The sequence below is a fragment of the Streptomyces spirodelae genome, assembly GCF_017676385.1.
Classification (GTDB): domain Bacteria; phylum Actinomycetota; class Actinomycetes; order Streptomycetales; family Streptomycetaceae; genus Streptomyces; species Streptomyces spirodelae.
In genome coordinates, this window is the sequence record NZ_JAFFZN010000002.1 from 159,522 (window position 1) to 181,750 (window position 22,229).

The 22,229-nt window shown below is 72.3% G+C and carries 20 protein-coding genes and 2 tRNA genes; 4 read left to right on the top strand and 18 right to left on the bottom strand.

From position 1 onward, the window contains the following. Nucleotides 1–194 precede the first annotated feature (194 nt). From JW592_RS02985 to JW592_RS03015, 7 genes are all read right to left on the bottom strand, one after another. The gene (locus tag JW592_RS02985; protein WP_209263266.1) at nt 195–1,646 is read right to left on the bottom strand and encodes an FGGY family carbohydrate kinase; all 1,452 of its coding nucleotides are present in this window, start codon (nt 1,644–1,646) and stop codon (nt 195–197) included. A 316-nt stretch (nt 1,647–1,962) separates the two neighbouring features. Further along, nucleotides 1,963–2,502 (bottom strand): hypothetical protein, encoded by a 540-nt coding sequence (locus JW592_RS02990; RefSeq protein ID WP_209263267.1) that lies wholly within the window; start codon nt 2,500–2,502, stop codon nt 1,963–1,965. A gap of 261 nt (nt 2,503–2,763) precedes the next feature. After that, complete coding sequence (locus JW592_RS02995) at nt 2,764–3,300, bottom strand: hypothetical protein (RefSeq protein WP_209263268.1); 537 nt, start codon at nt 3,298–3,300, stop codon at nt 2,764–2,766. A gap of 190 nt (nt 3,301–3,490) precedes the next feature. After that, nucleotides 3,491–4,084, bottom strand: coding sequence for a Clp protease N-terminal domain-containing protein (locus JW592_RS03000; protein ID WP_209263269.1), 594 nt, complete (start codon nt 4,082–4,084; stop codon nt 3,491–3,493). Nucleotides 4,085–4,089: 5 nt separating this feature from the next. Next, complete coding sequence (locus JW592_RS03005) at nt 4,090–4,368, bottom strand: helix-turn-helix domain-containing protein (protein ID WP_209263270.1); 279 nt, start codon at nt 4,366–4,368, stop codon at nt 4,090–4,092. A gap of 398 nt (nt 4,369–4,766) precedes the next feature. Beyond that, nucleotides 4,767–4,840 (bottom strand) — tRNA-Ile (locus tag JW592_RS03010). 236 nt (nt 4,841–5,076) lie between these two features. Continuing rightward, a tRNA-Asn gene (locus JW592_RS03015) sits at nt 5,077–5,149 on the bottom strand. A gap of 191 nt (nt 5,150–5,340) precedes the next feature. Here JW592_RS03015 and JW592_RS03020 point away from each other — a divergent pair. Then, nucleotides 5,341–5,628 (top strand): YtxH domain-containing protein, encoded by a 288-nt coding sequence (locus JW592_RS03020; protein WP_209263271.1) that lies wholly within the window; start codon nt 5,341–5,343, stop codon nt 5,626–5,628. Between the two features lie 111 nt (nt 5,629–5,739). On the opposite strand, the gene ligD is transcribed toward JW592_RS03020, so the two are convergent. After that, nucleotides 5,740–6,639, bottom strand: coding sequence for a non-homologous end-joining DNA ligase (ligD, locus tag JW592_RS03025; RefSeq protein WP_209263272.1), 900 nt, complete (start codon nt 6,637–6,639; stop codon nt 5,740–5,742). 30 nt (nt 6,640–6,669) lie between these two features. Here ligD and ku point away from each other — a divergent pair, with 30 nt between their 5' ends. After that, entirely contained in the window at nt 6,670–7,704 is a 1,035-nt protein-coding gene (gene ku / locus JW592_RS03030) for a non-homologous end joining protein Ku (RefSeq protein WP_209263273.1), read from the top strand. Nucleotides 7,705–7,790: 86 nt separating this feature from the next. On the opposite strand, the gene JW592_RS03035 is transcribed toward ku, so the two are convergent. The 9 genes from JW592_RS03035 to pgfA form a co-directional block, all read right to left on the bottom strand. Then, entirely contained in the window at nt 7,791–8,558 is a 768-nt protein-coding gene (locus JW592_RS03035) for an FkbM family methyltransferase (RefSeq protein WP_209263274.1), read from the bottom strand. After that, nucleotides 8,555–8,791, bottom strand: coding sequence for a Trm112 family protein (locus JW592_RS03040; protein WP_209263275.1), 237 nt, complete (start codon nt 8,789–8,791; stop codon nt 8,555–8,557). The genes JW592_RS03035 and JW592_RS03040 overlap by 4 nt, the downstream gene beginning before the upstream one ends. Nucleotides 8,792–8,793: 2 nt before the next feature. Next, nucleotides 8,794–9,807, bottom strand: coding sequence for a DMT family transporter (locus JW592_RS03045; protein ID WP_209263276.1), 1,014 nt, complete (start codon nt 9,805–9,807; stop codon nt 8,794–8,796). Continuing rightward, nucleotides 9,807–10,586, bottom strand: a complete 780-nt coding sequence (locus tag JW592_RS03050; RefSeq protein ID WP_209263277.1) for a class I SAM-dependent methyltransferase — start codon at nt 10,584–10,586, stop codon at nt 9,807–9,809. The genes JW592_RS03045 and JW592_RS03050 overlap by 1 nt, the downstream gene beginning before the upstream one ends. Beyond that, nucleotides 10,583–12,061 carry a condensation protein gene (locus tag JW592_RS03055; RefSeq protein WP_209263278.1) on the bottom strand — a complete coding sequence of 493 codons (1,479 nt, stop codon included), beginning with the start codon at nt 12,059–12,061 and terminating at the stop codon, nt 10,583–10,585. The genes JW592_RS03050 and JW592_RS03055 overlap by 4 nt, the downstream gene beginning before the upstream one ends. Next, on the bottom strand, nt 12,058–16,626 hold the full coding sequence (locus JW592_RS03060; RefSeq protein ID WP_209263279.1) for an alpha-(1->3)-arabinofuranosyltransferase domain-containing protein: 4,569 nt from the start codon (nt 16,624–16,626) through the stop codon (nt 12,058–12,060). Before JW592_RS03060 ends, JW592_RS03055 begins: the two co-directional genes overlap by 4 nt. Beyond that, nucleotides 16,623–17,351, bottom strand: coding sequence for a class I SAM-dependent methyltransferase (locus JW592_RS03065; RefSeq protein ID WP_209263280.1), 729 nt, complete (start codon nt 17,349–17,351; stop codon nt 16,623–16,625). The genes JW592_RS03060 and JW592_RS03065 overlap by 4 nt, the downstream gene beginning before the upstream one ends. 7 nt (nt 17,352–17,358) lie before the next feature. Further along, on the bottom strand, nt 17,359–18,648 hold the full coding sequence (locus JW592_RS03070) for a glycosyltransferase family 4 protein (RefSeq protein WP_209263281.1): 1,290 nt from the start codon (nt 18,646–18,648) through the stop codon (nt 17,359–17,361). A 284-nt stretch (nt 18,649–18,932) separates the two neighbouring features. After that, nucleotides 18,933–19,892 carry a cell envelope lipid trafficking protein PgfA gene (gene pgfA / locus JW592_RS03075; RefSeq protein ID WP_209263282.1) on the bottom strand — a complete coding sequence of 320 codons (960 nt, stop codon included), beginning with the start codon at nt 19,890–19,892 and terminating at the stop codon, nt 18,933–18,935. 310 nt (nt 19,893–20,202) lie between these two features. On the opposite strand from pgfA, the gene JW592_RS03080 reads away from it, so the two are divergent. Then, complete coding sequence (locus tag JW592_RS03080) at nt 20,203–20,487, top strand: hypothetical protein (protein ID WP_209263509.1); 285 nt, start codon at nt 20,203–20,205, stop codon at nt 20,485–20,487. Nucleotides 20,488–20,489: 2 nt separating this feature from the next. Continuing rightward, on the top strand, nt 20,490–21,716 hold the full coding sequence (locus JW592_RS03085; protein ID WP_307805267.1) for a PucR family transcriptional regulator: 1,227 nt from the start codon (nt 20,490–20,492) through the stop codon (nt 21,714–21,716). A 38-nt stretch (nt 21,717–21,754) separates the two neighbouring features. Here JW592_RS03085 and JW592_RS03090 read toward each other — a convergent pair whose 3' ends face one another. Next, nucleotides 21,755–22,147, bottom strand: a complete 393-nt coding sequence (locus JW592_RS03090; RefSeq protein ID WP_209263283.1) for a cupin domain-containing protein — start codon at nt 22,145–22,147, stop codon at nt 21,755–21,757. Nucleotides 22,148–22,229: the final 82 nt, after the last annotated feature.

Here is a 22,229-nt window from a genome sequence, read left to right on the forward strand (position 1 = left end):
GTGCGGCGGAAGATGCGGGGGAAGCGGGCTCGGGTGCCGCGGGCGGAGCGGCGGAAGCGGATGCGGGCATGGCGGCGGACGGACGAGGGCATGGCGACGGAAGGGAAAGAGCGTACAAGTGTGCGGCTCGCTCCCGCCCCCCGTTTTGCTTGTTTCCGGCCCTTCCCCGGCCAAGTCCTGGCAGAGGGCGCGGGCTACCCGGCCACCGCCCCCTGGTACGGCTCCGGTGTGCCCGGATACGGCTCGGGCAGGGCTCCCGGATACATCTCCTCGCGCACGGTCGCGTACTGCTGGCGCACCGCCTGTCCGACGGCCCGCTGCTCCCCGGCCTCGAAGACCTGGCAGGCCGCGGTGGGCCACTGGGGCGGGAGGCCGGAACCGGACAGCGCCCACGCCGCCTGACGCGCGGCACCGATCGCGGCGTAGTCGGCGGGCTCGGGCACCACGATCTGCGCGTCCAGCAGCGCCGGGGCCGCGTCCCGCACGGCAGCCAGCCCGGCGGCCTGGCCCAGCAGGAAGACCCGCCGTACGGACACGCCACGGCCGCGCAGTACATCCAGCGCGTCCGCCAGCCCGCACAGCATCCCCTCGACGGCGGCCCGCGCCAGGAACTCGGGCTTCATGCTCTCGCGCCGCAGCCCGTGCAGCGAGCCCGCCGTGTGCGGGAGCTGCGGCGTCTGCTCGCCCTCCAGATACGGCAGCAGCACCAGTCCGGAGGAGCCGGGAGTCGAGGTCAGCGCGAGCTCGGAGAGGCCCTCCAGATCGGTGCCGAGCATCCCCGCGGCACCGCGCAGCACACGGGTCGCGTTGAGGGTGCGCACCACCGGCAGGTGCATCCCGGTGGCGTCGGCGTAGGAGGTGATGGTGCCGGAGGGGTCGACGAGCGCCTCGTGGTGCACGGCGCACACCGAGCCCGTGGCGCCGAGCGAGATCACCACGTCGCCGAGGCCGAGCCCCAGGCCGAAGGCGGCCGCCATCGTCTGGCCCGTACCGGCGGAGATCAGCAGCCCCTCGGGGGTGTGCCCGGCGGGCTGGGAGGGGCCGACCACGTCAGGGAGCCCCACCTGGTGGCCGAGCGCCAGCTCGACCAGGTCGGGACGGTAGGACTCGGTCGCCGCCGACCAGTACCCGGTGCCCGAGGCGTCCCCGCGGTCGGTCACCCGCCGCGCGGGACGGCCCAGCAGCTGCCAGACCAGCCAGTCGTGCGGCTGCAGGATCTCGGTCACCTGCCGCGCGGCCTCCGGCTGCTCGCGGGCCAGCCAGTGCAGCTTGGAGACCGGGTGCGCGGCCTGCGGCACGGTGCCCACGGCCTGCGCCCACGCGGCGCGCCCGCCGAACGCGTCCACCAGATCGGCCGCCGCCGTCTGCATCCGCTGATCGTTGCCCAGCAGTGCGGGCCCGACCGGGTTCCCTCCGCCGTCCAGTGCGACGAGGCCCTGCTGCTGCGCGGAAACACCGATCGCCTGCACCTCGGCGAGCTGCCCTGCGCCTGCCGCCGTACCGAGCGAGAGCAGCCACGACTGCGGGTCGTCGCGCTCACCTGGATGCTCGGCGTGGCCGTGCCTGACGACCGCGCCCGTCTCCGCGTCGCAGACGACGATGCTTGTGTACTCGGCTGAACTGTCCAGTCCGGCGACTATCCCCATGGCGGGAATGATGCCTCATAGCCGCCCGTACCGGGCCCGGTACCCCTTCCCGGCCGCTTCCCGGCTCCCGGCCGCTTCCCGGCGCGTGGCCGGTCTCGTGCACCCGGGTGTCGTGCGGGGAGGCCGGCGTGCGTGAGAGCCCGGCGTGCGTGTTCCCGTCGCGGGCCCCCTCGTGGCCCCCTCGTGGCCACTTCGCGCGAGGACCCGGCCGCGGCCTTCCGGAGCGCGGCCAGGTCGCCCTCGTCTTCGACGCCGCCCGGCGGAGGCACACGCCGGACGGTGTCGGATGCTGTCAGCTCAGCGGGTGCACCACCGCTCAGCAGCGCTTGGAGGAGTAGGCGTAGTGCTTCTGCTCCCCGGGCACCGTGATGGAGCCGCGCGCTGCGGTGCAGTGGCGGACGGTGTTGGTGGGGTAGGACCAGAACGAGGAAGCCGAGGTGTTGCGGAAGATGCGGAGCCCCAGCAGCTTCTTGACGTTGAAGTCGTAGACACCGACGGTCGTGGTGTAGTGCCGGTGGTGCTTGCGGAAGCCCTTCCACACGTACAGGTAGCCGTAGTTGCGGTGGCAGCGGGGCGAGTAGAACTGCTTGACCGAGCCGATGGTGTAGCCCTTGCGCTTGATGTAGCCCGTCGAGCCGATCTGGTACGCGTCCTTGCACACGTGCGCCGCACGCGTCATCGGGCTCGCCGTCTCCGCCTCGGGAGAGGTGTTGCCGGCCGTCACCTCGCCGGCTGTCGACGAGGCCGGAGCGGGCGCGGGGGCACCGCCGCCGGCCTGGGCCGCTCCGGCGGGCACCAGCATCATGGCGCAGGCGGCCGTGGCGACGAGGCCCTTGGCGGGAGAGAAGTTGCGCATAGATCTCCTCCTATCGGAAGAAGGTTGGAATCCGGTCATATCGGTCAGACCGGTCGCGCTCACAGTAAGAGGCTTCGGCCCCCATGGCGGGTATTCGCGCGCAACGGCGGGTCGTACAGCACCGGGACGGCGGGCGGGACGGGCTCTTGTGCAGGGCGGGAGCCGCGGGGCCGGCGCGCTGTGGAGCCCCGCCACAGGACGAGGAAGGGCCCCGAGTCACCGAGGTGACGCGGGGCCCTGGGACGGGAGCAGGCGCTTCGGTCAGCAGCGCTTCTCGGAGTACGCCTGGAAGGGGTGCGGCGCGCCCGCCGGGCGCAGGCTGCCCACACCGGAGGTGCAGTGGTCGACCGTGTTCGCGCCGTCCGTCCAGAACTCCTGCTGCTTGGTGGCCTTCCATGCCTTGGCGGCATGCACCGAGTCGTCGCTGTAGCTGTAGACGCCGACGGTGATGTCGTAGGGAGCCGCGGTCTTGCGGAAGCTCTCCCACACCCACACATAGCCGTAGTTCTCGTTGCACTTCTTCGAATAGAACTGCTTGACCGAGGCAATCGTCTCCGACCCGCGCTTGATCAGCCCACGGGTGCCGATCGGCACGGCGTCGTCGCACACGCCCGCCGCCTGCGCCAGCTTGCTCGCCGGGTTCCCGTCGGGGGAGGGGGCGGTGGAGCGGGTCAGCTTCTGCGGGTGGGACGGCGGGGTGGCCGGGCCGCTGCCGGCGTACGCCGCACCGGCGGGCAGGAGCACCAGCGCCGAGGTCGCGGCGGCCAGTGCGCCCTTGGAGAAGCGTGTGGAACGCATAGTGATTTTTCCCCCTCTTTGGCGAAGAACGGTCGCATCAGGGATATCCGGGGCATCCGAGCTATGGGTCTGATGCGCGGGATACCCAGTACGACACGTCGCCCCCTCAAGGGGTTGTACGCCACCGCGCTTCCCTTCGCCGTGAGTTGACGCCGCATCAACGCGGGCGTCTCCGGGCTCAGGAGCGGGCTCAAGCGGCCGCCCGCAGGTCGTCCAGTACCAGCGCGCGCACCGCTTCCGGCTCGATGCCGAGCCGGGAGAAGACGGCGCAGGAGATGTTGTCCTCGGCGCGGAGCACGCCGAGCACCACGTGTGCCACGCCGATGCGCCGGTCCTTGCGCGCCAGCGCCTCGCGCAGCGCCTGCTTCAAAACCGTCTTCCCCCGTGCGGCGAACGGAACGTGCCGGATGAGTGCGGTGGTGTCCTTGCCGCGTCGCCGCTCCGTGTGGCCGGGGTCCGGCGTGCTCTCCAGCGCGCCCTCGCCGAAGGACTCCTCCGCCCGCCTGCGGACCTCCTCCAGGTCGATGCCCAATGCCCGCAGCGCTTCCGCGTCGTGCGGACCGAGATCCTCGTGTGCCCCGGTGACCACTCCCGCGACCGCGGCCCGGCACGACGCCGCTGTGACGCCGAGCCGCAGGAGCGTCGCCGCGCCTGGCTGCTCGGAATGGTGCAGCGCGGCGAGCAGCAGGTGCTCGCTGCCGATCCGGTCGTGCCCGAGCGAGCCGGCCTCACCCTGGGCGCGGATCACCACGTCCCGCGCCTCCTTGCTGAACCGTTCGAACATCGGCCCTACCTCCCTGTTCGCTTCTCTGTCCGGTTCTCTGTTCGCTTCTCTGTCCGGTTGGCGTGCTTCTTGTGGACGGCCTGCCTGCTGACACCCAGGGCCGCGCCGATCTCGTCCCAGGACCACCCCTGGTGGCGCGCGCTCGCGACCTGCAGTGCCTCCAGGCGCTCCGCGAGCCGCCGCAGCGCGGCGACAGCCCGCAGTCCGACCGCTGGGTCGCGGTGCACGGCCGCCTGTGCGGTGTGCACCGCTTCATCGGCTTCGTGCGCTTCCGTTCCTGCCATGGTGTCAACTTAAGATGACAGGGTGGGCCGTGTCAACCTTCATTGACGTGTGCTGTGAGAGGCGGACGGTGCCGCATGGCGACGCCCCGGTGTCGGTGGGGATGCGGTTGGGGCGCCGAAGAGGCGTCGGGGCCCGCGAGCGCTTGCGCATGCCGGCTGGGGGCTCCGGGGAGGGGCGCGCGGGGCCGCTGCGGCGCCGTTCCGTGTGGCTCGCGCGGCGCTCGCAGCGAGCGCGGGGCGGCTTGCGGGCGGCTGGTCGGCTCGCGTCCCGAACGGGTTACCGGTGAGGGGGCGGCGTCCGGCCGGTCTGTCGCCGAAAAGCGGGACGGGGCGCCCGGTTGTCCGGAGCGCCCCGCCCAAGGTCCAGCGTGGAACGTTTCTGCTGGGTCGTGCTGAAGTGGGGCGGGTGGGACTCGAACCCACGGCCGACGGATTATGAGTCCGCTGCTCTAACCGGCTGAGCTACCGCCCCGTAACGGCGCACCGCGCACATCTGTGCGCGCCGTCTGCCGCAGCATAACCGTTCATAGGATCTGCCGCCCGCGCCGGGGGAGATCTACGCAGGTGAGGACCGCGAACCAGGGGTGATCGGTTCCCGGTCGGGGCCAACTTCCCCTGGACAACGGAAGAACGTCCCCCTGGAGCTCCGGAGGAGTGAGTGGTGGCATCGAAAAAGGGCCCCTGTGAAAGGGGCCCTTTCGGGTGCTGCTCCCGCGACTGGACTCGAACCAGTAACCTGCCGGTTAACAGCCGGCTGCTCTGCCGATTGAGCTACACGGGACCGTCTCGTCGGTCGCACTCCGGAACCCCGGGGCGCTCCCTTGCGGTGAGGAATACATTAGCGCATGCCAGGGGGTGCTCCGAAATCGGTATTGCTGTCGCCCGTACGCGGTACCCCTCAAGGGTCCCGACGGCGGTAGCTGCCGCCGGGGCACCGGCAGCAGGACCACCAGCCGAGAGAAGGGGCAAGCTATGCGCTACCGGCTCACGTTCGTGTCCGGACTGGCCGTCGGCTATGTGCTCGGCGCCCGCGCGGGACGCGAGCGCTACGAGCAGATCATGAAGGGCGTGCGCAGGATCGCGGAGAACCCGGCGGTACGCAATGCCGGGGAGGCCGCGGCGCTCAGCGGGAGGCAGGCGGCCACCAAGGCGGCCGACGCCGTTCAGGACCGGCTCCCTTCGCCGGTGAGCGACCGGGTTCGTACGGTCCGTGACCACCGTGCCCGTGCGGGCAGCGACTGGGGCGCCGAGGCCCACTGAGCCGAGGCCCACTGAGGCGGTGGGTCTCGGCTGATGCGAAGGAGCGGCCGCTGAGGCCGACGAGCCGGCGGGCGGCCGGGGCGTGACGGGCGGCCGGGGTGTGGCGGGCGGTCACCCGGGGATGCGGCCCCGGCCGCTCCCGTCCCCGCCGCCCTCCAGCAGAAGGGCCAGCAGGTCGCCGCACTCGTCGATCCGCGGCGGCAGGTCGGAGCTGACGAAGACCAGGTCCTGCGGCTTCCTGGCGGCGGCCAGCTCCTCCCAGGTGAGCGGCGTGGAGACGGTGGGGCGCTCCTTTGCGCGCAAGGTGTAGGGGGCTGCCGTCGTCTTCGCCTGGTTGTTCTGCGACCAGTCCACGAAGACCTTCCCCGGGCGCAGGTTCTTGGCCATCTTGCTGACCGCGTGCTCGGGCAGCTCGGCCTCGGCCTCCTGGGCGAGCTTCTTCGCGTATGCCGAGACCTGGTCGGAGGGGGTGCGCTCGATGGCGGCGATCAGGTGCAGTCCCTTGGACCCGGAGGTCTTGGGCAGCAGGGTGAGGCCGTCGGCGCCGGTGCGCTCGCGCAGCCAGTCGGCGATCCGGCGGCAGTCCAGGATGTCGGCGCCCTCGCCCGGGTCGAGGTCGAAGACCAGACGGTCCGCCTCGGCCTGGTGGTCCGACTGCCACTGCGGGGTGTGCAGTTCCAGCGCCGCCAGGTTCGCCGCCCACACCAGGGTCGCCTCGTCCTGGATGAGCACCTGGTGCAGCGGCTCCCTGCTGACGACGGTGATCTTGCGCCGCGTCACCCAGTCGGGGGTGCCCGGCGGAACGTGCTTGGTGAAGAACTTCTCGCCCTCGACGCCGTCCGGATAGCGCAGGAAGGAGAGGGGGCGTCCGTCGAGGTGGGGGAGGAGGACAGGGGCGATCGAGGCGTAGTAGTGGATCGCCTCGCCCTTGGTGAAACCCGTCGCCGGATAGAGCACCTTGTCGAGGTTGCTGAGGGCCAGACGGTGGCCCCCGATCTCCGTGTGCGGCATACCCTGAGAGTCCCATAGAAGGGACAAAGTATGCGTTCAATCTGGAAAGGGACCATTTCCTTCGGGCTGGTCTCGATCCCGATCAAGGTGGTGTCCGCCACCGAGAACCACAGCGTCTCCTTCCACCAGGTGCACACGGCAGACGGGGGCCGTATCCGCTACCGCAAGGTGTGCGAGCTGGACGAGGAGGAGGTGCCGCGCGAGGAGATCGGCCGCGGCTTCGAGACCGAAGAGGGCCGCACGGTGCTGCTGACCGACGACGACTTGGCAGCGCTTCCGCTCCCCACCGCCAAGACGGTGGAGATCCTCGGTTTCGTACCTGCCGAGGAGATCGACCCCATCCAGCTCGACCGCTCCTACTATCTGGCCGCCGACGGCAAGCGCGCCGACAAGCCGTATGTGCTGCTGCGCGAGGCGCTGCGAAGATCCGGCAAGGTAGCCGTCGCCAAGCTGGCGCTGCGCGCCCGGGAGAGCCTGGGGATGCTGCGCGTGTACGAGGACGCGCTGGCGCTGCACACCATGCTGTGGCCCGACGAGATCCGCGCGGTCGGCGGAGTGGCGCCCGAGGGACAGGTGGAGGTGCGGGACGCAGAGCTCGATCTGGCCGACACCCTGATGGAGACGCTCGGCGAACTGGACTGGAGCGACCTGCGGGACGAGTACCGCGAGGCGCTGGAAGAGCTCGTGAGGGCCAAGGTGGAGGGCGCCGAGCCGCCCGGGGAGGAACTGCGCCGCAGGGCCGAGGCGGGCGGCGGCAAGCTGGTGGACCTGATGTCCGTGCTGGAGCGCAGCGTCCAGGAGGCCAGAAGCGGCCGCCAGGAGGGCGAGGCGACGGTGCACGAGCTGTCGGACCGGCAGCCTGCGAAGAAGGCACCAGCCAAGAAGACCGCTGCCTCCAAGAAGGCCGCATCCAAGCAGGCCGCCGCCAAGAAGACCGCCGCCAAGCAGGGCGCGTCCAAGCAGGCCGCCAAGAAGACGGGCTCCAAGGCTGCTGCCCCGAAGAAGGCGGCGGCCAAGAAGAAGACAGCCGCGAAGAAGTCCACGCGGCCGCGTAAGACGGCCTGAAACTGCCCCTGCCCGAGGTGCGCGGTCTGCGGGCCCGTTGCGGCTTGTCGGGCAGTTCCCCGCGCCCCTGACGGTGCGCGTCCTGCCTAGCCCTGGTGGCCCGGTCTGCGCCCAGCCGGAAGGAACAGCACCGAGTTCACATACCGCCGGTGCGGTGCCAGCGAGCGGCGCAGCAGTCCGTGCTCGGCGACATGCGCGGTGCGCCGCTGGTGTGCGGCCAGATCGAAGTCGGCCAGCGGCACCCAGGTGCGACCGGGCAGCACCCAGCCCGTGTACCCGTGGGACGACAGCACAGTAAGCACCGGTGCCAGCGGCTGGATGCGCGACTCCAGCTCGATGAAGAGAGCGGGCCGCTCGCGCACGACAGTGGCCTCCGCGCCGTGCAGTACGGCCAGCTCGCTCCCGTCCACATCGATCTTCAGCAGGGTGACCTCGGTCAGGGCGAGTTCGTCCAGCGGCAGGCAGGGCACGTCGAGGGCCGCCTGGTGCACCTCCCGACGTACCAGGGAGGAGACACCACGGTCGCCGCGTCCGTCCGGCGGCAGCCACAGTGTGGCCGTCCCCGAGTGGTCGCTGGCCGCCGCCTGGAGGACCTCGGTGCGCGGCGGCGCCGTGGCCCGCAGCCGGCGCGCCAGATGGGGGACGGGCTCCAGGGTGACGACGCGGTCGGCGCGCCGGGCCAGCCGCCGTGTCCACGGGCCGTACCAGCCGCCTACGTCGACAGCTGTGCCGCCGCGCGGGCAGAAGTCGGCCAGCCGTCCCAGTTCCGGCTCGAAGCGCGGGTACAGCAGGTCGGTCGCGGCCGTCAGCAGGCGTGCGGGCAGGTGCGGGCCGATCCGGGAGGCGAGCGTCATGAGGAGGGTGCCTCCGGCTCGGAGAGCCGTTTCAGCAGCCGCCGGTGCTCCTCGTCGCCGACCTGCTCGCCGGAGGAGGGGAGCAGTTGGGGAATCCCGTCCACGATGGGATAGCGGCGGCGCAGGCGCGGGTTGTAGAGGGCCTCCTCGGGCTGGAGCAGGGTGAGCGGCCCCTTGTCCAGCGGGCAGGCGAGGATCTTCAGCAGGGGGTCGTCGGCACAGAAGGGGGGCATGGTCACTGCCTTTCGGGTGCGTCTTCGGGGTGCGCGGGCGGCAGCGTCGCCGACAGCGGACGCCCGGCGGGAGGGAGAGCCTTCGGTACGGGCCCGGGTGCCGGCTCCGTACCGGGCGACTGTGGAGCGCCCGTCGCGGTGCCTGTCTCGTGGCGGGGCAGCAGGATCAGGACGCAGACGGCCAGCGCCGCGCCGCCCAGCCGCAGGGCGAGCCGCAGCGGCTCGTCGGGCAGCGGCTCGGCGAAGGCGACGGTGCCGCTGACTGTCGCGTAGAGGAAGTTCACCGTGGTGCACACCGGCACGACGAGGGAAGCGCGGCACCGCTGCAGCGCCGTCTGCGAGAGCACCAGCCCCGTCGAACCGGTGAACAGCAGCAGGTACGGGTACGGCGAGGTGAGCAGCGCCGTCACAGTGCCGCCCGGGTCGTCGGGATCGAGCAGCCCGGCGACACCCTTGATGGCCAGCGAGCTGACCCCGTACAGGAAGCCCACCGCGACTCCGTAGGGCACACCGGCCGTCGGCAGCCGGTGGCGCCGCCGGGAGCGCCGTTCCGCCGACAGGAACAGGGCCAGCCCCAGCGCCAGGGACGGCAGGCAGATGACGAGCAGTACCGGCGCGGGCGCCAGCTTGCTGATCGTCTCGGAGCTGTCGTGCAGTGAGAGAACGATCATCAGCAGTGCGGCCAGAATGGCCACCATCCCCCGCCGTTCGCGCCCGCCTGACCGCTCCCCGAGGAAGAGCGCGGACAGCAGCAGGAGCATCACCAGGCCGGTGACGAAGAGTCCCTGGGCGGCCACCAGGGGAAGCGTGCGGTAGACGGCGAGCTGCGCCGCGAAACCCAGCAGCAGCGAGGCGGCACCCGCCATCCACAGCGGACTGCGCAGCAGGTGCAGCACGAGCCTGGCGGGGTGTCCGGCGGAGAGCGGCGGCAGCGAGCCCAGCGCCCGCTTCTCGATGACGAAGCCCGCGCTGAAGAGCAGATTGGCCAACAGCGCCGCCGCGACGCCCCAGAGCATCAGACGCCCTCCTCCCCGGGCGGCTCCCGGCGTGGTGCCCCCGAGCCCCGCGGCCCGTCGCGCCGTGGGACCGCCCGCGCGTGCACCAGCAGGATGGAGGCCAGGGACGGAACATGGCAGGCGGCGCGGTCCAGGCCGCGCAGCGGACGTGGCACGTCGTGGTACGGCGCCCCGGTGATCCGTACGACGCGGAAACCGGCCGCAGGCAGCATCGAGCGCAGCGCACGCGCGGTGAACAGCCGCAGGTGGCCGACCACTTGCGAGCCGGGGCGGCCGTGGATGCCGCGCAGCGACACCTCGGAGAAGACCGGCTGGGTGCCCAGCAACAGCAGTGCCCGGTTGTACCAGGCGGCGAGGTTCGGGGTGGACAGCAGCAGATGTCCGCCCGGGCGCAGCACCCGGTGCAGCTCGTCCAGCGCGGCGTCCGGGTCCACCAGGTGCTCGATCACCTCGGAGAAGAGCGCCGCGTCGGCCGAGCCGGTCGCGAAGGGCAGGCCGGGCGCCGACAGTTCGCCCCGTACGGCCGTCAGACGGGACGAGGCGCGGCGCAGCGCGTCCTGTGACCAGTCGACGCCCACGAGGCGGTGCCCCGGCAGCGAACGGGCGGCGGTGGCCGCCGCGCTGCCGTCACCGCAGCCGATGTCCAGGACCGTGGAGGGGGTGGTGCCCAGAGCGCGCGCCAGGATCGCCGCCTGGCGGCGCGCACGGTCCCCTCCGGAGGCGACCGGCGTCGCGGGGTCCTCGTAGAGCTGCCGGAGGCTGCTGGTGCCGCCGCTCACGGCGCGGGCTCCTCGTCCGGTCCCGCCGTCTCGCTCGGGGCCTCGCCGGGCGGGTGGGAGGTGGCGGCCAGCGCCTCGGCGAACAGTGTGCCGAGGCGCTCTCCCGCGCTGTCGTCCAGCCGGGCGTGCGACCAGCGCAGCGCCAACTGGAGCCGTCCGCCTGTCGAGACGGTCGTCACCGACAGTCCGCGCGGCACCTTGGCCGGCGCCGAGAACCACACAGCGCGAGCGCGTCCCGCGTCACCGAAGTCCAGCGGGTAGGGGATGCGGCCGATGTTGGACAGCAGAGTGGTGGAGGCCCATGGACCCGCAGCCCTGCGCAGCGTACGGATGCCTGCCGCGCGCAGTCCCACGGGCAGCAGCGGGGTGGTCAGCAGATCGCCGCTGAAACCGAGTTGGGGACGGCGTACGGACTTCAACGCGCGGGTCCGCGCCGCGGTCGCCCGCAGCAGCCGCTCGACAGCCTCCCGGTCGGGTGTGCCGGGGCCCGTCAGCACCCGGTGCAGTTCACGCTCCTGTGCCCCGAAGGTGACCTCCACCAGCCGGGTGCCGTTGCCGATCGGCATCTCCGGGGTGCGGGGCCGGTCGTCGACCGGCATGGTGACCCGCACCGGACGTACGGGACGCTCATGGGCGCTGTTCCAGCGGGCCACCATCAGCCAGGTGGCCACCAACAGCTGGTCGTTGACGGTGTAGGGAGCCGGCTCGCCCGGGGTGCGGGGTGGCCGCGCGGGCACCGGCAGTTCGGCGATCAGCATGCCGTTGCCGGGCGCTGCCGGATGCCGGCTGTCCGCCGCCACGCGGGCGGGACGCGTCCACAAGCGCCCGCCCGGCGAAGGCTGCCCGTCCGCGCCGCCTTGCTGGGCGGGGGCGGTCCGTACGGGCGGTGGCGCGGGCGAGTTGTCGGCGCCGCCGTACAGTTCGGCCGCTGTCGCCACCACCCGCAGGCACGCCGGGCCGTCGAGCGCCGTGTGGTTGATCGTCACCAGCAGCACGCACCCGCCCCCGTGCTGCTCGATCACCTCGGCGCGGAACGGCGGTGAGGCATTCAGCGACGGGCACTGGGCCAGCGCCCGGCAGCGCGCCTCCTCCAGGGTGCCGCCGGGGAAGGAGACCGGGTCCCGGTCGGGACGTTCGGTCAGCACCCATTCGTACCTGGGTGCCCACCAGCGGGTGGGCGCCTGCCGCAGCAGGATGCGCGGGTGCCGCCGCATCGCCTCGGCGAACGCGGCACGCAGCCGGTCAGGATCGGGCAGTCCGGGCAGATGGATCTCCACATGCACCGTTTCCGGCTCGTCGTCGTCCAGACAGTGCCGGGTGATCTCGTCGACGGTGGGGAACGCAATGCGCTGCTCTGCGCGGGACCTGCCCCCACCGGGCGCGCCCGCCGCTGACGCCTTCGGCGCCGCCCCGCCCGAGACGACGGCTGGTACCGACGCGCCTGTGGTGCCCATGCCCTTGTGCGGTGGTGTCATGGGGCGGCTCCCTCCCCCTCGTCCGGATCGTGCCGGCGGGCCTGCCGCGGGTCGGGCCGCGGATCGTCGGGCGGGGCGGGGGATTCCGGAAGGGCCGTGGAGTGCTCGCCGTACGCGGCGGATGGCACGGGCGGCAACTGCGCCGTCGCGGCTTCCGGGTCGTACGGCTGCTGCTGCCCGCCGTGCTGCCCGCCACCGCCGTGCGGCGGGGCGTAGGGCGCGGGTGGCGCGGCCGGGGGCGGCGGCCCGGCCTCGGGGGCCAACGGCTGCGTCTCCGGGGCTCCAGGGGGCGGCTCAGCGGTTCCTGAGGGCGGTTGGGCGGCTCCTGGGCCCTGCTCGGAGGCCCCGGGGCCCCGCTCGGAGACGAGGGCGGGCTCCGGCTCCCTGGCGGGCAGCGTCACCAGCGCGGCGGCCAGTGCCAGCAGAGCCAGCGCCTGCGCCGCGTGCCCGAAGGCGCCCCGCCCGTCAGCGAGGGCTGATCCGGCGCCCAGCGCTGCGAGCACCCCTGCACCGGCCATGGCCACCAGCGCCACCGGCGCCAGCACCCTGGGACGGAGCCGCGCCGCCACCGCCAGCGCGGGCACCACCAGCGCGTACGGGCCCGCGACGAGCGCGACCACCAGGGTGAGCACCACTGTGCCGAGGACCCGGCCGGGTGCGGGCACCGGATCGGGGCGCTCCCCGCCCAGCGGCGTACCACGGCGCACGCCGATGAAGGCGAGGCTCAACAGGGCGGCGATTCCCAGCCCGCCCGCGACGAACCCGGCGTGGTACCAGGTGGCGGGCCGGTACTCCAGTTTCACCGTGCCCGTCGCACCCGCCGGCACCAGGAAACCCTGCTGCCAGCCGTCGATCCGCACAGGACGCAGCTCCTTGCCGTTGAGGGTGGCCCTCCAGCCGTCGTTGGCGTTCTCGTACATCTGGAGGTAGGCGTCGGGACCGTCGCCCACCTCGACGGTGCGCTCGTCACCCGCCCAGTCGCGGACGGCGCTCTTGCGGTCCTCGGTCTCCGCTGAGGCACCCGCTTCCGCAGCGGCGTCACCGCCCCCGGTGGCCTGCGGGACAGCTCCCTCCTCGCCGCTGCCCAGCGTCACATCGGTGATGGCCAGCGGGCCTGTGTCCCCGCTCTCCACGGTGTGGGCTCCGGCGGCCAGTTCGAGGCTGCCGTCCTCGGCCTCGCCGGCGCACAGCTCCACATCGATGGGGCGGCGCTGCGTCAGGTCGCGCACCGTGCCGGCCGCCTTGGTGGCGTGCAAGGTGCCGTCCACGGCGAGTACCGGGCCCTTGCCGCAGGGCAGTTCGAACTTCTGGTCGGCGTCGGGGGCGGGCACCCGGAAGTCGTCCAGTGCGGGCAGATAGACCTCGTTCAGCCCGACGGGCAGCTGGAGCTTCCGGTCCGCGACGGGGTTGTGCACGGTGAGCTGCTTGGTCCTGGTGACCGTGAGCGTCATCCTGTCCGTCTCGATCGGCTCGAAGCGGGCCTGGCCGTTCTTGTCGACCGCGGCTGTCGTCGCGCCGTCCGGCGAGCTGATCCGCACCTCCTCGGCCGCCGCTGAGATGCCGCCGGCCGGGGCGAGGACGATCTCGTCGATCTTCCGTTTCCCGGGCCACTCGAGCCGGATGGTCGGCTTGTCCCCGGCGATCCAGGCGGTGGAGAGGTTTCCGTCCACCAGATTGCGCGCGCCGAGCGAGGTGCCGGTTCTGGCCGTGGAGTCGACCGACGCGGTGATCCGGTCGCGCGACCCGGGTGCCGCCTCGTCCAGCAGCCGGTCCAGCTCGCCGCCCGGCACGGGGAGTGCTCGTGCCCGTATGTCGTAGTCCGAGCTCGCGGCAGTGGTGAACTTCCGGTGCAGCCCCACCTCGGCGGCGACCGGCGAGAGGCCGCCGGGATCGTCGCCCCGGTGCAGGGAGATCAGCTCACTGTCCGCACCGGCCTTCTCGGCGTCCGCGGGGAGCTTCAACAGCCGCGTCACCTGCACATCGGGGATGCTGATTTCGGAGAACCCGGCACCGGACAGCCCGGCGCGCGGCGACTGTGCCTGAGTGATGGTCAGTTTCAGCCACCGTGCCGCACCCCGCGGTGCCTTGATCTGCTGCCGTTCACCGGTGGGCCGCAGGAAGCTGGAGGCGCTGCCGTGCTCGGTCTCCACCCGCACCCGGGTGGGGGCTGCCCGGGTGGCGTCACCGGGCAGCGGAGTCACCTCGATCCGGCGTGGGATGTCCACGCTCCCGCGGAACTCGGCCTTGATCCACTGGCCTTCGGGCTCTCCCGCCGTGCCCTCGGCCCAGGCGGTGTCCGGATTGCCGTCGAAGGCGCCGACCGGCTCGTACTGCGGCAGGTGGAAGAGCCAGTTGCCGCTGCTGGAGGCCGTCACCGACTTGGCGCCGCGCAGTACCGACGTCGTCTGGTGCCGGGTGCCCTCGGCCGGGAGGATCTGCTTCGGTTTCTCGCCGGGCTGCTGCACGCTGTCGGGATGGTTCCGCTCGGTGGCGGAGTAGGTGTACGAGGTGTTGGTGTTGACCAGCCCGAAGCGGGTGTCCGCGCGCCGCAGGCCGTCGCCCTTGACCTGGAGAGCCGGGGTGCCGAGACCGGGGTGGTTGTCGCCGGTCAGCACGGTCGGCCTGCCCTTGATCCGCGGGTCGCCCGCCAGCGGCAGCAGCGCCTCCGGGCCGCCGCTGACCTCGGCCGTCCGGGACACCGGCTTGAGCGCCGCTCTGTCCGGGCGTGCCGTTCCGGTCGGCTGGTAGATCTCCACGGCACGCTGGCGCGGGTAGAAGCCCGCGACCTGCACGGGCGTTCCCTCGGGGATACGGCCCCCGGTCAGCGTCGGGCCGAAAGCCTTCACCTTCCGGTAGCCGGAAGCCTCCAGGGTGCGCTTGACGATCTGCGGCGGCACATAGCCCAGCTGGTCAGGATCGAGGTCGTTGCGTACGACCACGTCGTAGAGGCCAGCGCGGGCCAGGAAGTCGGCCAGGCCGGGCACTTCGCCGCCGCTCATCAGGGCCTGCTCCACCGCGTCGGTCGCCCTGCGGTTGCCCGGCGTGCCGAACGGCACGTAGTCGCGCTGCGCCCAGGGGGACTCGGCGAGCACATCCAGCGGCTGGTCGATGGGGGAGCCCCAGGTGTACACGCCGTGTGCGGTCGCGGGTGTGACGTAGGCGCGGGTGTGCGGGCTGTGCTTCTCCAGCCAGTCCGCCGTCTGCTGCCAGTGCCTGGGCAGCTTGTCGAAGGCGCCCGGCTGCAGGACGTCCCCGGTGACGTACGGCAGGCACAGCCCCGGCAGTACGGCAAGCGTCGCCACCCACAGCAGCAGTCCGCGTCCCGGTGGCCCCGAGCCGTCGGCGCCTCTGGCGGCTCTGCTGCCCCGGGTACCGGGAACGACGGCGGTCAGATGCGCGAGACCGAGGGCGAGCACGAGGGCCAGTCCCGGCTGGAACTTGTAGATGTTGCGGAAGGGGCGCAGCCAGCCGTCCAGCCAGCCCTGGATCTGCTCGGCGAACGGCGCGCCCAGCGCTCCCCCGTATCCGGCGAGCATGATGCCGGTGACCGTCACGGTCGTCAGCAGCAGCCAGCGGCGCTCCGGCAGGTCGCGCCGAGCCAGCCCGGCCAGACCCAGCGCGGCCGCGAAAGCGCCGCCCAGGATGGCGAGCGGGCCCGCCGCGACCGACCACCCGGCGGGCAGCCAGGGTTCGCCGAAGTGCAGATAGGCGGTCCAGTTGCCACTGCCGCGCAGCATCTCGGTGGCCGACATGGTGCTCGTGGTCGTCTCGGCGTTCTCCACGTACGGCATGAAGTCCTCGCCGTACGTGCCGAGCAGCAGCAGCGGCACCCACCACCAGATGGTGGCCAGGACGACGCCGGGGAGCCACCAGGCCAGCAGGGTGCGGCGGGTGCGTCCGGTGCGAGTGGCGACGTACAGCAGCGCCGGCAGCAGAGCCGCCAGCGTGGAGGCCGCGTTGACGCCGCCCATGAAGGGGATCGCCAGCGCCGAGCGGGCAGCCGCCACCCGGGGAGCCAGCAGGGCGGAGGTCAGCGGCAGCAGCACCCATGGCAGTACGGCGCCCGGCAGCGCCGCGGCCGAGGTGGAACCGATCACGATGGTGTAGGTGGGCCACAGGGCGTAGACCGCGGCGGCCGTCAGCCGGGTGGGGCCGGTGCCGACGCCGAGCCGTTCGGCCAGCCGCAGCGCGCCCCAGAACGCCGCCGAGACGATCAGCGACATCCACAACCGTTCGGCCAGCCAGGTGGGTATCTGGAGCAGGTCGGTCAGCCCGTAGTACGGCAGTGCGGGGAAGAGATAGCCGGCGTACTGGTCGGCGATCCCGCCGAACCCGCCCCGGTCGTGCCACAGCTGCCCGAGGTCCCCCAGGAACTGCCAGGGGTCGGTCGCCACGCCCAGCTTCGTCTCGAACGTCATCTTCCCCGGCGACTTGGCCAGGAAGGCGACCAGGACGACCGCCCAGAAACCGAACAGCCAGCGCCGGCTCCTGGGCCGCTCCGGTGCGGGAGCGGGCCCGGGGGGCGGGGCCGGGGTCTGAGGTGGCGCCTGGACAGTCGTGGTCATGAGGGACACCGCCGGAGGATGAGGAGGAGGTTCCAGGTGGCGAACTCGCGCAGTCCGGGCACCCGGGTGACGGCGCCCGCGAGGAACGGCCAGTAGCGGGAGCGCGCTGCGACGAGCTGGACGTCGTCCCGGGCACGCACATGCCGCAGGGTGGGGCCGATGTGCACGGCGAACAGATTCACGCCCAGGGTGTGCTTGGGAGCGCGTCCGGTACGCCGCCGGTAGCGCGCGCTGGCACGGTCGGCGCCCAAGTAGTGCCAGGGAGCCGTCTCGTGGCCGCCCCAGGGGGAGAGCCAGTTGGTGAACGACACATAGATCAGCCCGTCCGGGCGGGTCACCCGCACCATCTCGGACAGGAACGTTTGCGGGTCCGCCACGTGTTCGAGGACGTTGGAGGCGAAGCACACATCCGCCACCCCGTCGGCCAGCGGCAGCAGATAGCCGTCTGCCAGCACCGCGCCCCGCGGTCTGCGCCCGCCCGCGTGCAGTTCCGTTGCATCCGGCTCGAACAGATAGCAGTGCGCTCCCCGACGGCGGAACTCCTCGGTGAAGTGCCCGCTGCCGCCGCCGATGTCCACGACAGTGCGGCCCTCCACCGGGATGTAGCGCTCCACCTGCCCGGCCGCGTCCCGCGCGAGCAGGCCGTAGCAGTGCTCCGGGTCGGACTGCTCGCGCAGGAAGGCACGGAAGAGCGCGACGGATCGTCTGATGGAGGGATCCCGCACTGCCCTGTCACCGCCCCAGGGGGACGTGACGCGGGGCGCCGTGCGGGCTTCCGGGACCGGAGTGCTGCCCGGCGCCCGGGTCGGTGCGGCCGGCTGCTGCCGGAGTGTCTGCGGCGCGGGCGTACGCCTCTGCAGCGACGGCCCGGAAGCTGCGCACCGTGTGTGCCCAGCGGTACTGGGCGGCTCTGTGCTCTGCCGCGTGGCCCAGCGCCAGCCGGCGTTCGGCCGACAACGCGAGAGCGCACCAGTGCGCGGCGAAGGAGCTCTCACCGCGCGCCAGCAGCCCGGTCACCCCGTCTTCCACGGAGTCGCGCAGTCCGGGGATGTCGAAACCGATCGCCGGAGTGCCGCGCGCGGCGGCCTCCGTGACGACCAGTCCCCAGCCCTCCACCAGCGAGGGGTGCAGCAGGAGCCAGGAGCGGCACAGCAGCCGGTGCTTCTCGCCCTCGCCGATGTGCCCGGTGAAGGTGACGTCCGGCCCGGCCATGGCCTCCAGCGCGGATCGCTCGGGGCCGTCGCCGACGATGACCAGCCGGCCGCCGGTGACCGGCCTGACCCGCTCCCACAGCCGCAGCAGCAGATCGACCCGCTTGTACTCGACCAGCCGCCCCATCGCCAGGAACAGCGGCTCGGGCGCCTTGGGGTGCGGCGGGCCGGGTTCCTCGACACCGTTGGGGACGATACGGATCTCCTGCTCGGGCACGCCGATCTCGGCCAGCGCCCGCGCGGTCGACCCGGAGACGGCGACCTTGAGGTTGTGCCGGTGGTTGCGGGCCAGCGCCCAGTGTTCGAGCTGCCGGCCGAGCCGTGCGGCGGGCGCCGGGTAGCGCATGCCCCACAGGTCGGTGTGCACATGGTTGACGAAACAGAGCGTCGGCCCGCGGTGCCACAGCGGCGCGAGGTAGGGCATGCCGTTGCAGACCTCGACCAGCAGGTCGCAGTCGCCCACCTGCCGGGAGAAGGCGCTGCGGGCGCGCAGGAAGTGGGTGGCGTCCCCGCCCGCCGACACGACGCGGTAGTCGCGGTAGGCGGCCGGGCCGCCGCACAGCAGGGTGACCTGATGGCCGTGGTGGGTGAGCCCCTCGGCTATCCGGTCGATCAGCAGCTCGGAGCCGCCGGCGGCCGGATTGCCCAGATCGCGCCGCGCCAGGAAGACGATGCGGCGGGGGGACGGGGACCCTGGGTCGGCCGGACGCTGCCTGCGCGGGGTGGAGCCCCGCCCGGTGGCGGGCGCGGGCGCGAGCGCTGCGTGCCGGTCGTGTGGGGGGACCAGGGAGGGTTGTACGTGCTGGGGCATCGGTGCTCCAACTCGTCTCAGGATGCGGTGGGGAGGTGCGGTAGGGGTGTGCTGCGGTAAGGGGGGAGCTGCGGTAGGGGTGTTGCGGTAGGGGTGCTGCGGCAGGGAGGTGACTCGCAAGGGGTGGGAAGGTCTTGCGGGGGCCGTGCGCGCGGACTGTGCGGGGCGGTGCGCGTCGGATGGCTCAGTGTTCGCCGCTGCGTTCGAGGGTGGCTACTCACCGGAGTGACAATTTTGCTCCGGAATGAGGCTGATGCTTCATCACTTCGCGCTCTGTCGCGTGTTCAACCATTTGCCGCCGACGGGGCCGGGCGTCGCCTGGCAACCAGTACGGCCCCCAACGCCGCGCACACCCCGCCGGCCGTCACCGCACCGATGGGAGCCACGCTGCCGACCAGCCGCAGCCGGGAGTTGTCGTCCTTGGCCAGGCCGATGGCCTCCCGCTGGGTCTTCTCGGTGAAGGCCAGCTTGTCGCTCTGCAGCAGCGTCACCTTGTCGGCCTTGCCGCCCGGCGCGCGCAGCACCAGCTTCGGCCCCGTGGCCGCGTAGAGGATGCGGCCGGTGCGCTGGTCGACGACGAAGTCCAGGCCCGAGTTCGAGTACCACTCCTCGGCGTTCACCTGGCCGCTGTCGGGACGGTCCACCAGAACGCCGGGAACCTGCCGGGTGCCGGCCCGGGTGGGCTCCACCGTGCCGGAGAACCGCAGCCCCTGGTAGCCCTGCACCTTCGCCTCGCCCTTGTAGCGCAGCGGAACCGTCGCCCCCAGGCTGCTGTCCCACCAGGCGTAGTCGCGCTTCTCCACGTCGAAGGGCCACTTCAGATACGCCTCTCCGGCGATGTTCTTCGGCTTGGCACGGCAGCAGTCGACCGGCCGGTTGCTCTTGCGGTCGGTCACCAGGCGCTCGGTCGTCCACTGGAACGACTTGCGCGGGTCGTCCAGCTTCCGGGTCCTGGGATTGTCGATGGTCTGCGAGACGTTCCACACCGCTCGCCCGCTCTTCTCACTGGCCGCGACATCCCCCAGCACGCGGCGGGTCACGGTCAGCTTCTGGCCGCTCCTGGGCTTGAGTTCCTGCTGGTCGAAATAGGTGCCGGTGCCGGTGAAGACAGAGGTGATGTTCACATCCGTGGGAGTGCGCTTGGCGCGTGGTTCGACGTACCAGGCGAGCATGGGAGAGAGCACGAGCAGGAAGACGCCCAGGCCCAGCAGGACCAGGCCGAGAGGCGATGCGGAACGGCGCATGACGGGGCACTCCGAGGGTGGTCTTGGCCCGCACACAGGTCGGTCCTGCGGCAGGTGCGGCGCTACGACGGGGAAGTGCACGTTCGATGACGGGCCGCCCAACCACGTGAAGGGAACGGTCGGTTCGTCTGGACGGTCCGTATGGGCCGGAAACCGTAGGCCGTCGCTTGACACGGAGTCAATGCCCATCGACACTCGGCAACTCACAAGGGGTTGGCTCCTGGGGCGGGGCCGTCACACCGGACAGTCGCGCCTTGGCGCGGCGGGTAACGGCCACCACGGCACCCACGAAGAGAGGTTCGCCTCCGCCATGCACAGACTCCTCGCCGCCACGCTCGTCTGCGTGGCCGCCGCCGGTCTCGCCGTCGGTACGGGCTTCGGCATCGTCGCCGCGCTCGACGCCACACCCGAGCAGCCCAACGTGCCGCTGGTGCACTTCCATTCGTCGCCGGACGAGGTCCCCGGACTCGGCGAGTCGGTGCCGCCGTCGGCTTCACCGAGCGAGTCCGCGAGCCCGTCGAAGAGCCCCGCCCCCTCCCCGGGCGACCGGGACGGGGCCGCGCCCTCGGCGTCCTCCGCCGCGCCGGGTGAGTGACGGTGACGTCCGCGCCCGCCCGCTCGGCCTGGCAGGACGTACCACCATTGCGGGTACGGCAGTTCGCCGAGCGCGCCATGGCCGAGGTGCCGGTGCTCGCCCAGGACATCCTCTCCGCCATCCGGCGTGAGTACCCCGGCCTGCCGCTGGTGCTGGACGACTCGGGCGAGCCGATGGCGCTCGTCGGAATCCGGCGCGCGCTGGAGCACTTCGTGGAGAACCTGGCCACCGGTCTGGAGGCCCCCCACGTGCCGCCGCAGGTCTTCCAGGAGTTCGGCCGCGGTGAGGTCCTCCACGGGCGCAGCCTCGACTCGCTGCAGGCCATCTACCGGCTCGGCATCCGGCTGGCCTGGCGCCGCTTCGCCGAGATCGGCACCCAGATGGAGATTCCGCCGCCCGCGATGTACGAGCTGGCCGAGTCCGGGTTCCAGTACCTCGACGGCCTGGTGGCCGAGTCGGTGCGCGGCTACGCGGAGGCCGCGGCACGGCAGGCCGGTGAGCGGCTGCGCCTCCAGCGCCGACTGCTGGATCTGCTGCTGTCCGACCACCCTCCTCGCGGCGGCACCGACCGCGCCGATCTGCTCGCCGACCGCGCCGCCCGCATCGGCTGGCGGCTGCCGCAGACGGTCGCCGTCGCCGTCCTGGTGCGCCCCGCCCGCTCGGCCGTCCCGCCCGCCGTGGGGGACGAGGTGCTGCTCGACATGGAGTGCGAGCAGCCCCGCATGGTGGTGCCCGAACCGGAGGCACCCGGCAGACCGGAGCTGCTGCGCCGCGCCATCGCCGGCTGGTCCGGCGCTGTGGGGCCTCCGGTGCCGCTGGCTGAGGCCGCCAAGTCGCTGGGCTGGGCCCAGGCCGCCGTCGGGCTGATGGAGCGCGGGCTGCTGCCGGGCGGGGACCTGCTCTACTGCACCGAACACACCGAGGCCCTTGTACTGCTGCCGCCCGAGGAGCTGATCGCCGGGCTGACCCGGCACAGACTGGCGCCGCTGGAGTCCTGCGGCCCCGCCCACCGCCGCCGGCTGGCCGAGACTCTGCTGGCCTGGCTGGAGACCCGCGGGGGCGCCCCGGAAGTGGCCGGACGTCTGGGGGTGCACCCCCAGACGGTGCGCTACCGGCTGCGCCAGATCCGCGAGCTGTGGGGCGACGAGATCGACGACCCGGACAGCCGCTTCGAGCTGGAACTGGTGCTGCGGTCGATGCGGTTACGCGGCGAGCTGGGACCGCCCTAGCGCAGGGCAGCGGCCACCACGCCGGCCCCTGCTGCCGCTCACCAGCCGGCGCGCCGCTCCATGCGCGTCCCGGCTATCCGCGAGAACGCCATGATGTCGCTCGGCTCCTCGACCGTCGTACGGTGCCACCGGCCCCGGGGTATGACGAATGCCGTGCCCGGGGTGAGTCTGGCCACCAGTTCCCCGTCGGGGTCCTGCGGGTCGTCCTCCGCGCGGAAGTAGATCCGCACCGCGCCGGTCAGCACACACAGCACCTCCTCACCGTCCCTGTGCTGCTCCCACGACTCGGGGTGGGCTTCGGCGTCGCTCTCGACGTGCAGCGTCATCACCGTCCAGCCGTCCAGGTCGGGCGACATCCGGCGCTCCTCGGCGCGGACGTCGCCTGCCGGGCCGAGCCGGAACATGGAAGAGAACAGATCCACCGCGGTCATCGCCGCCCCCTCATCAAGTACGGTGTACGTGATCGGATCTCAGTGCAACACGTACGCCGTACGTAGTCAACCCCCGCTCTGC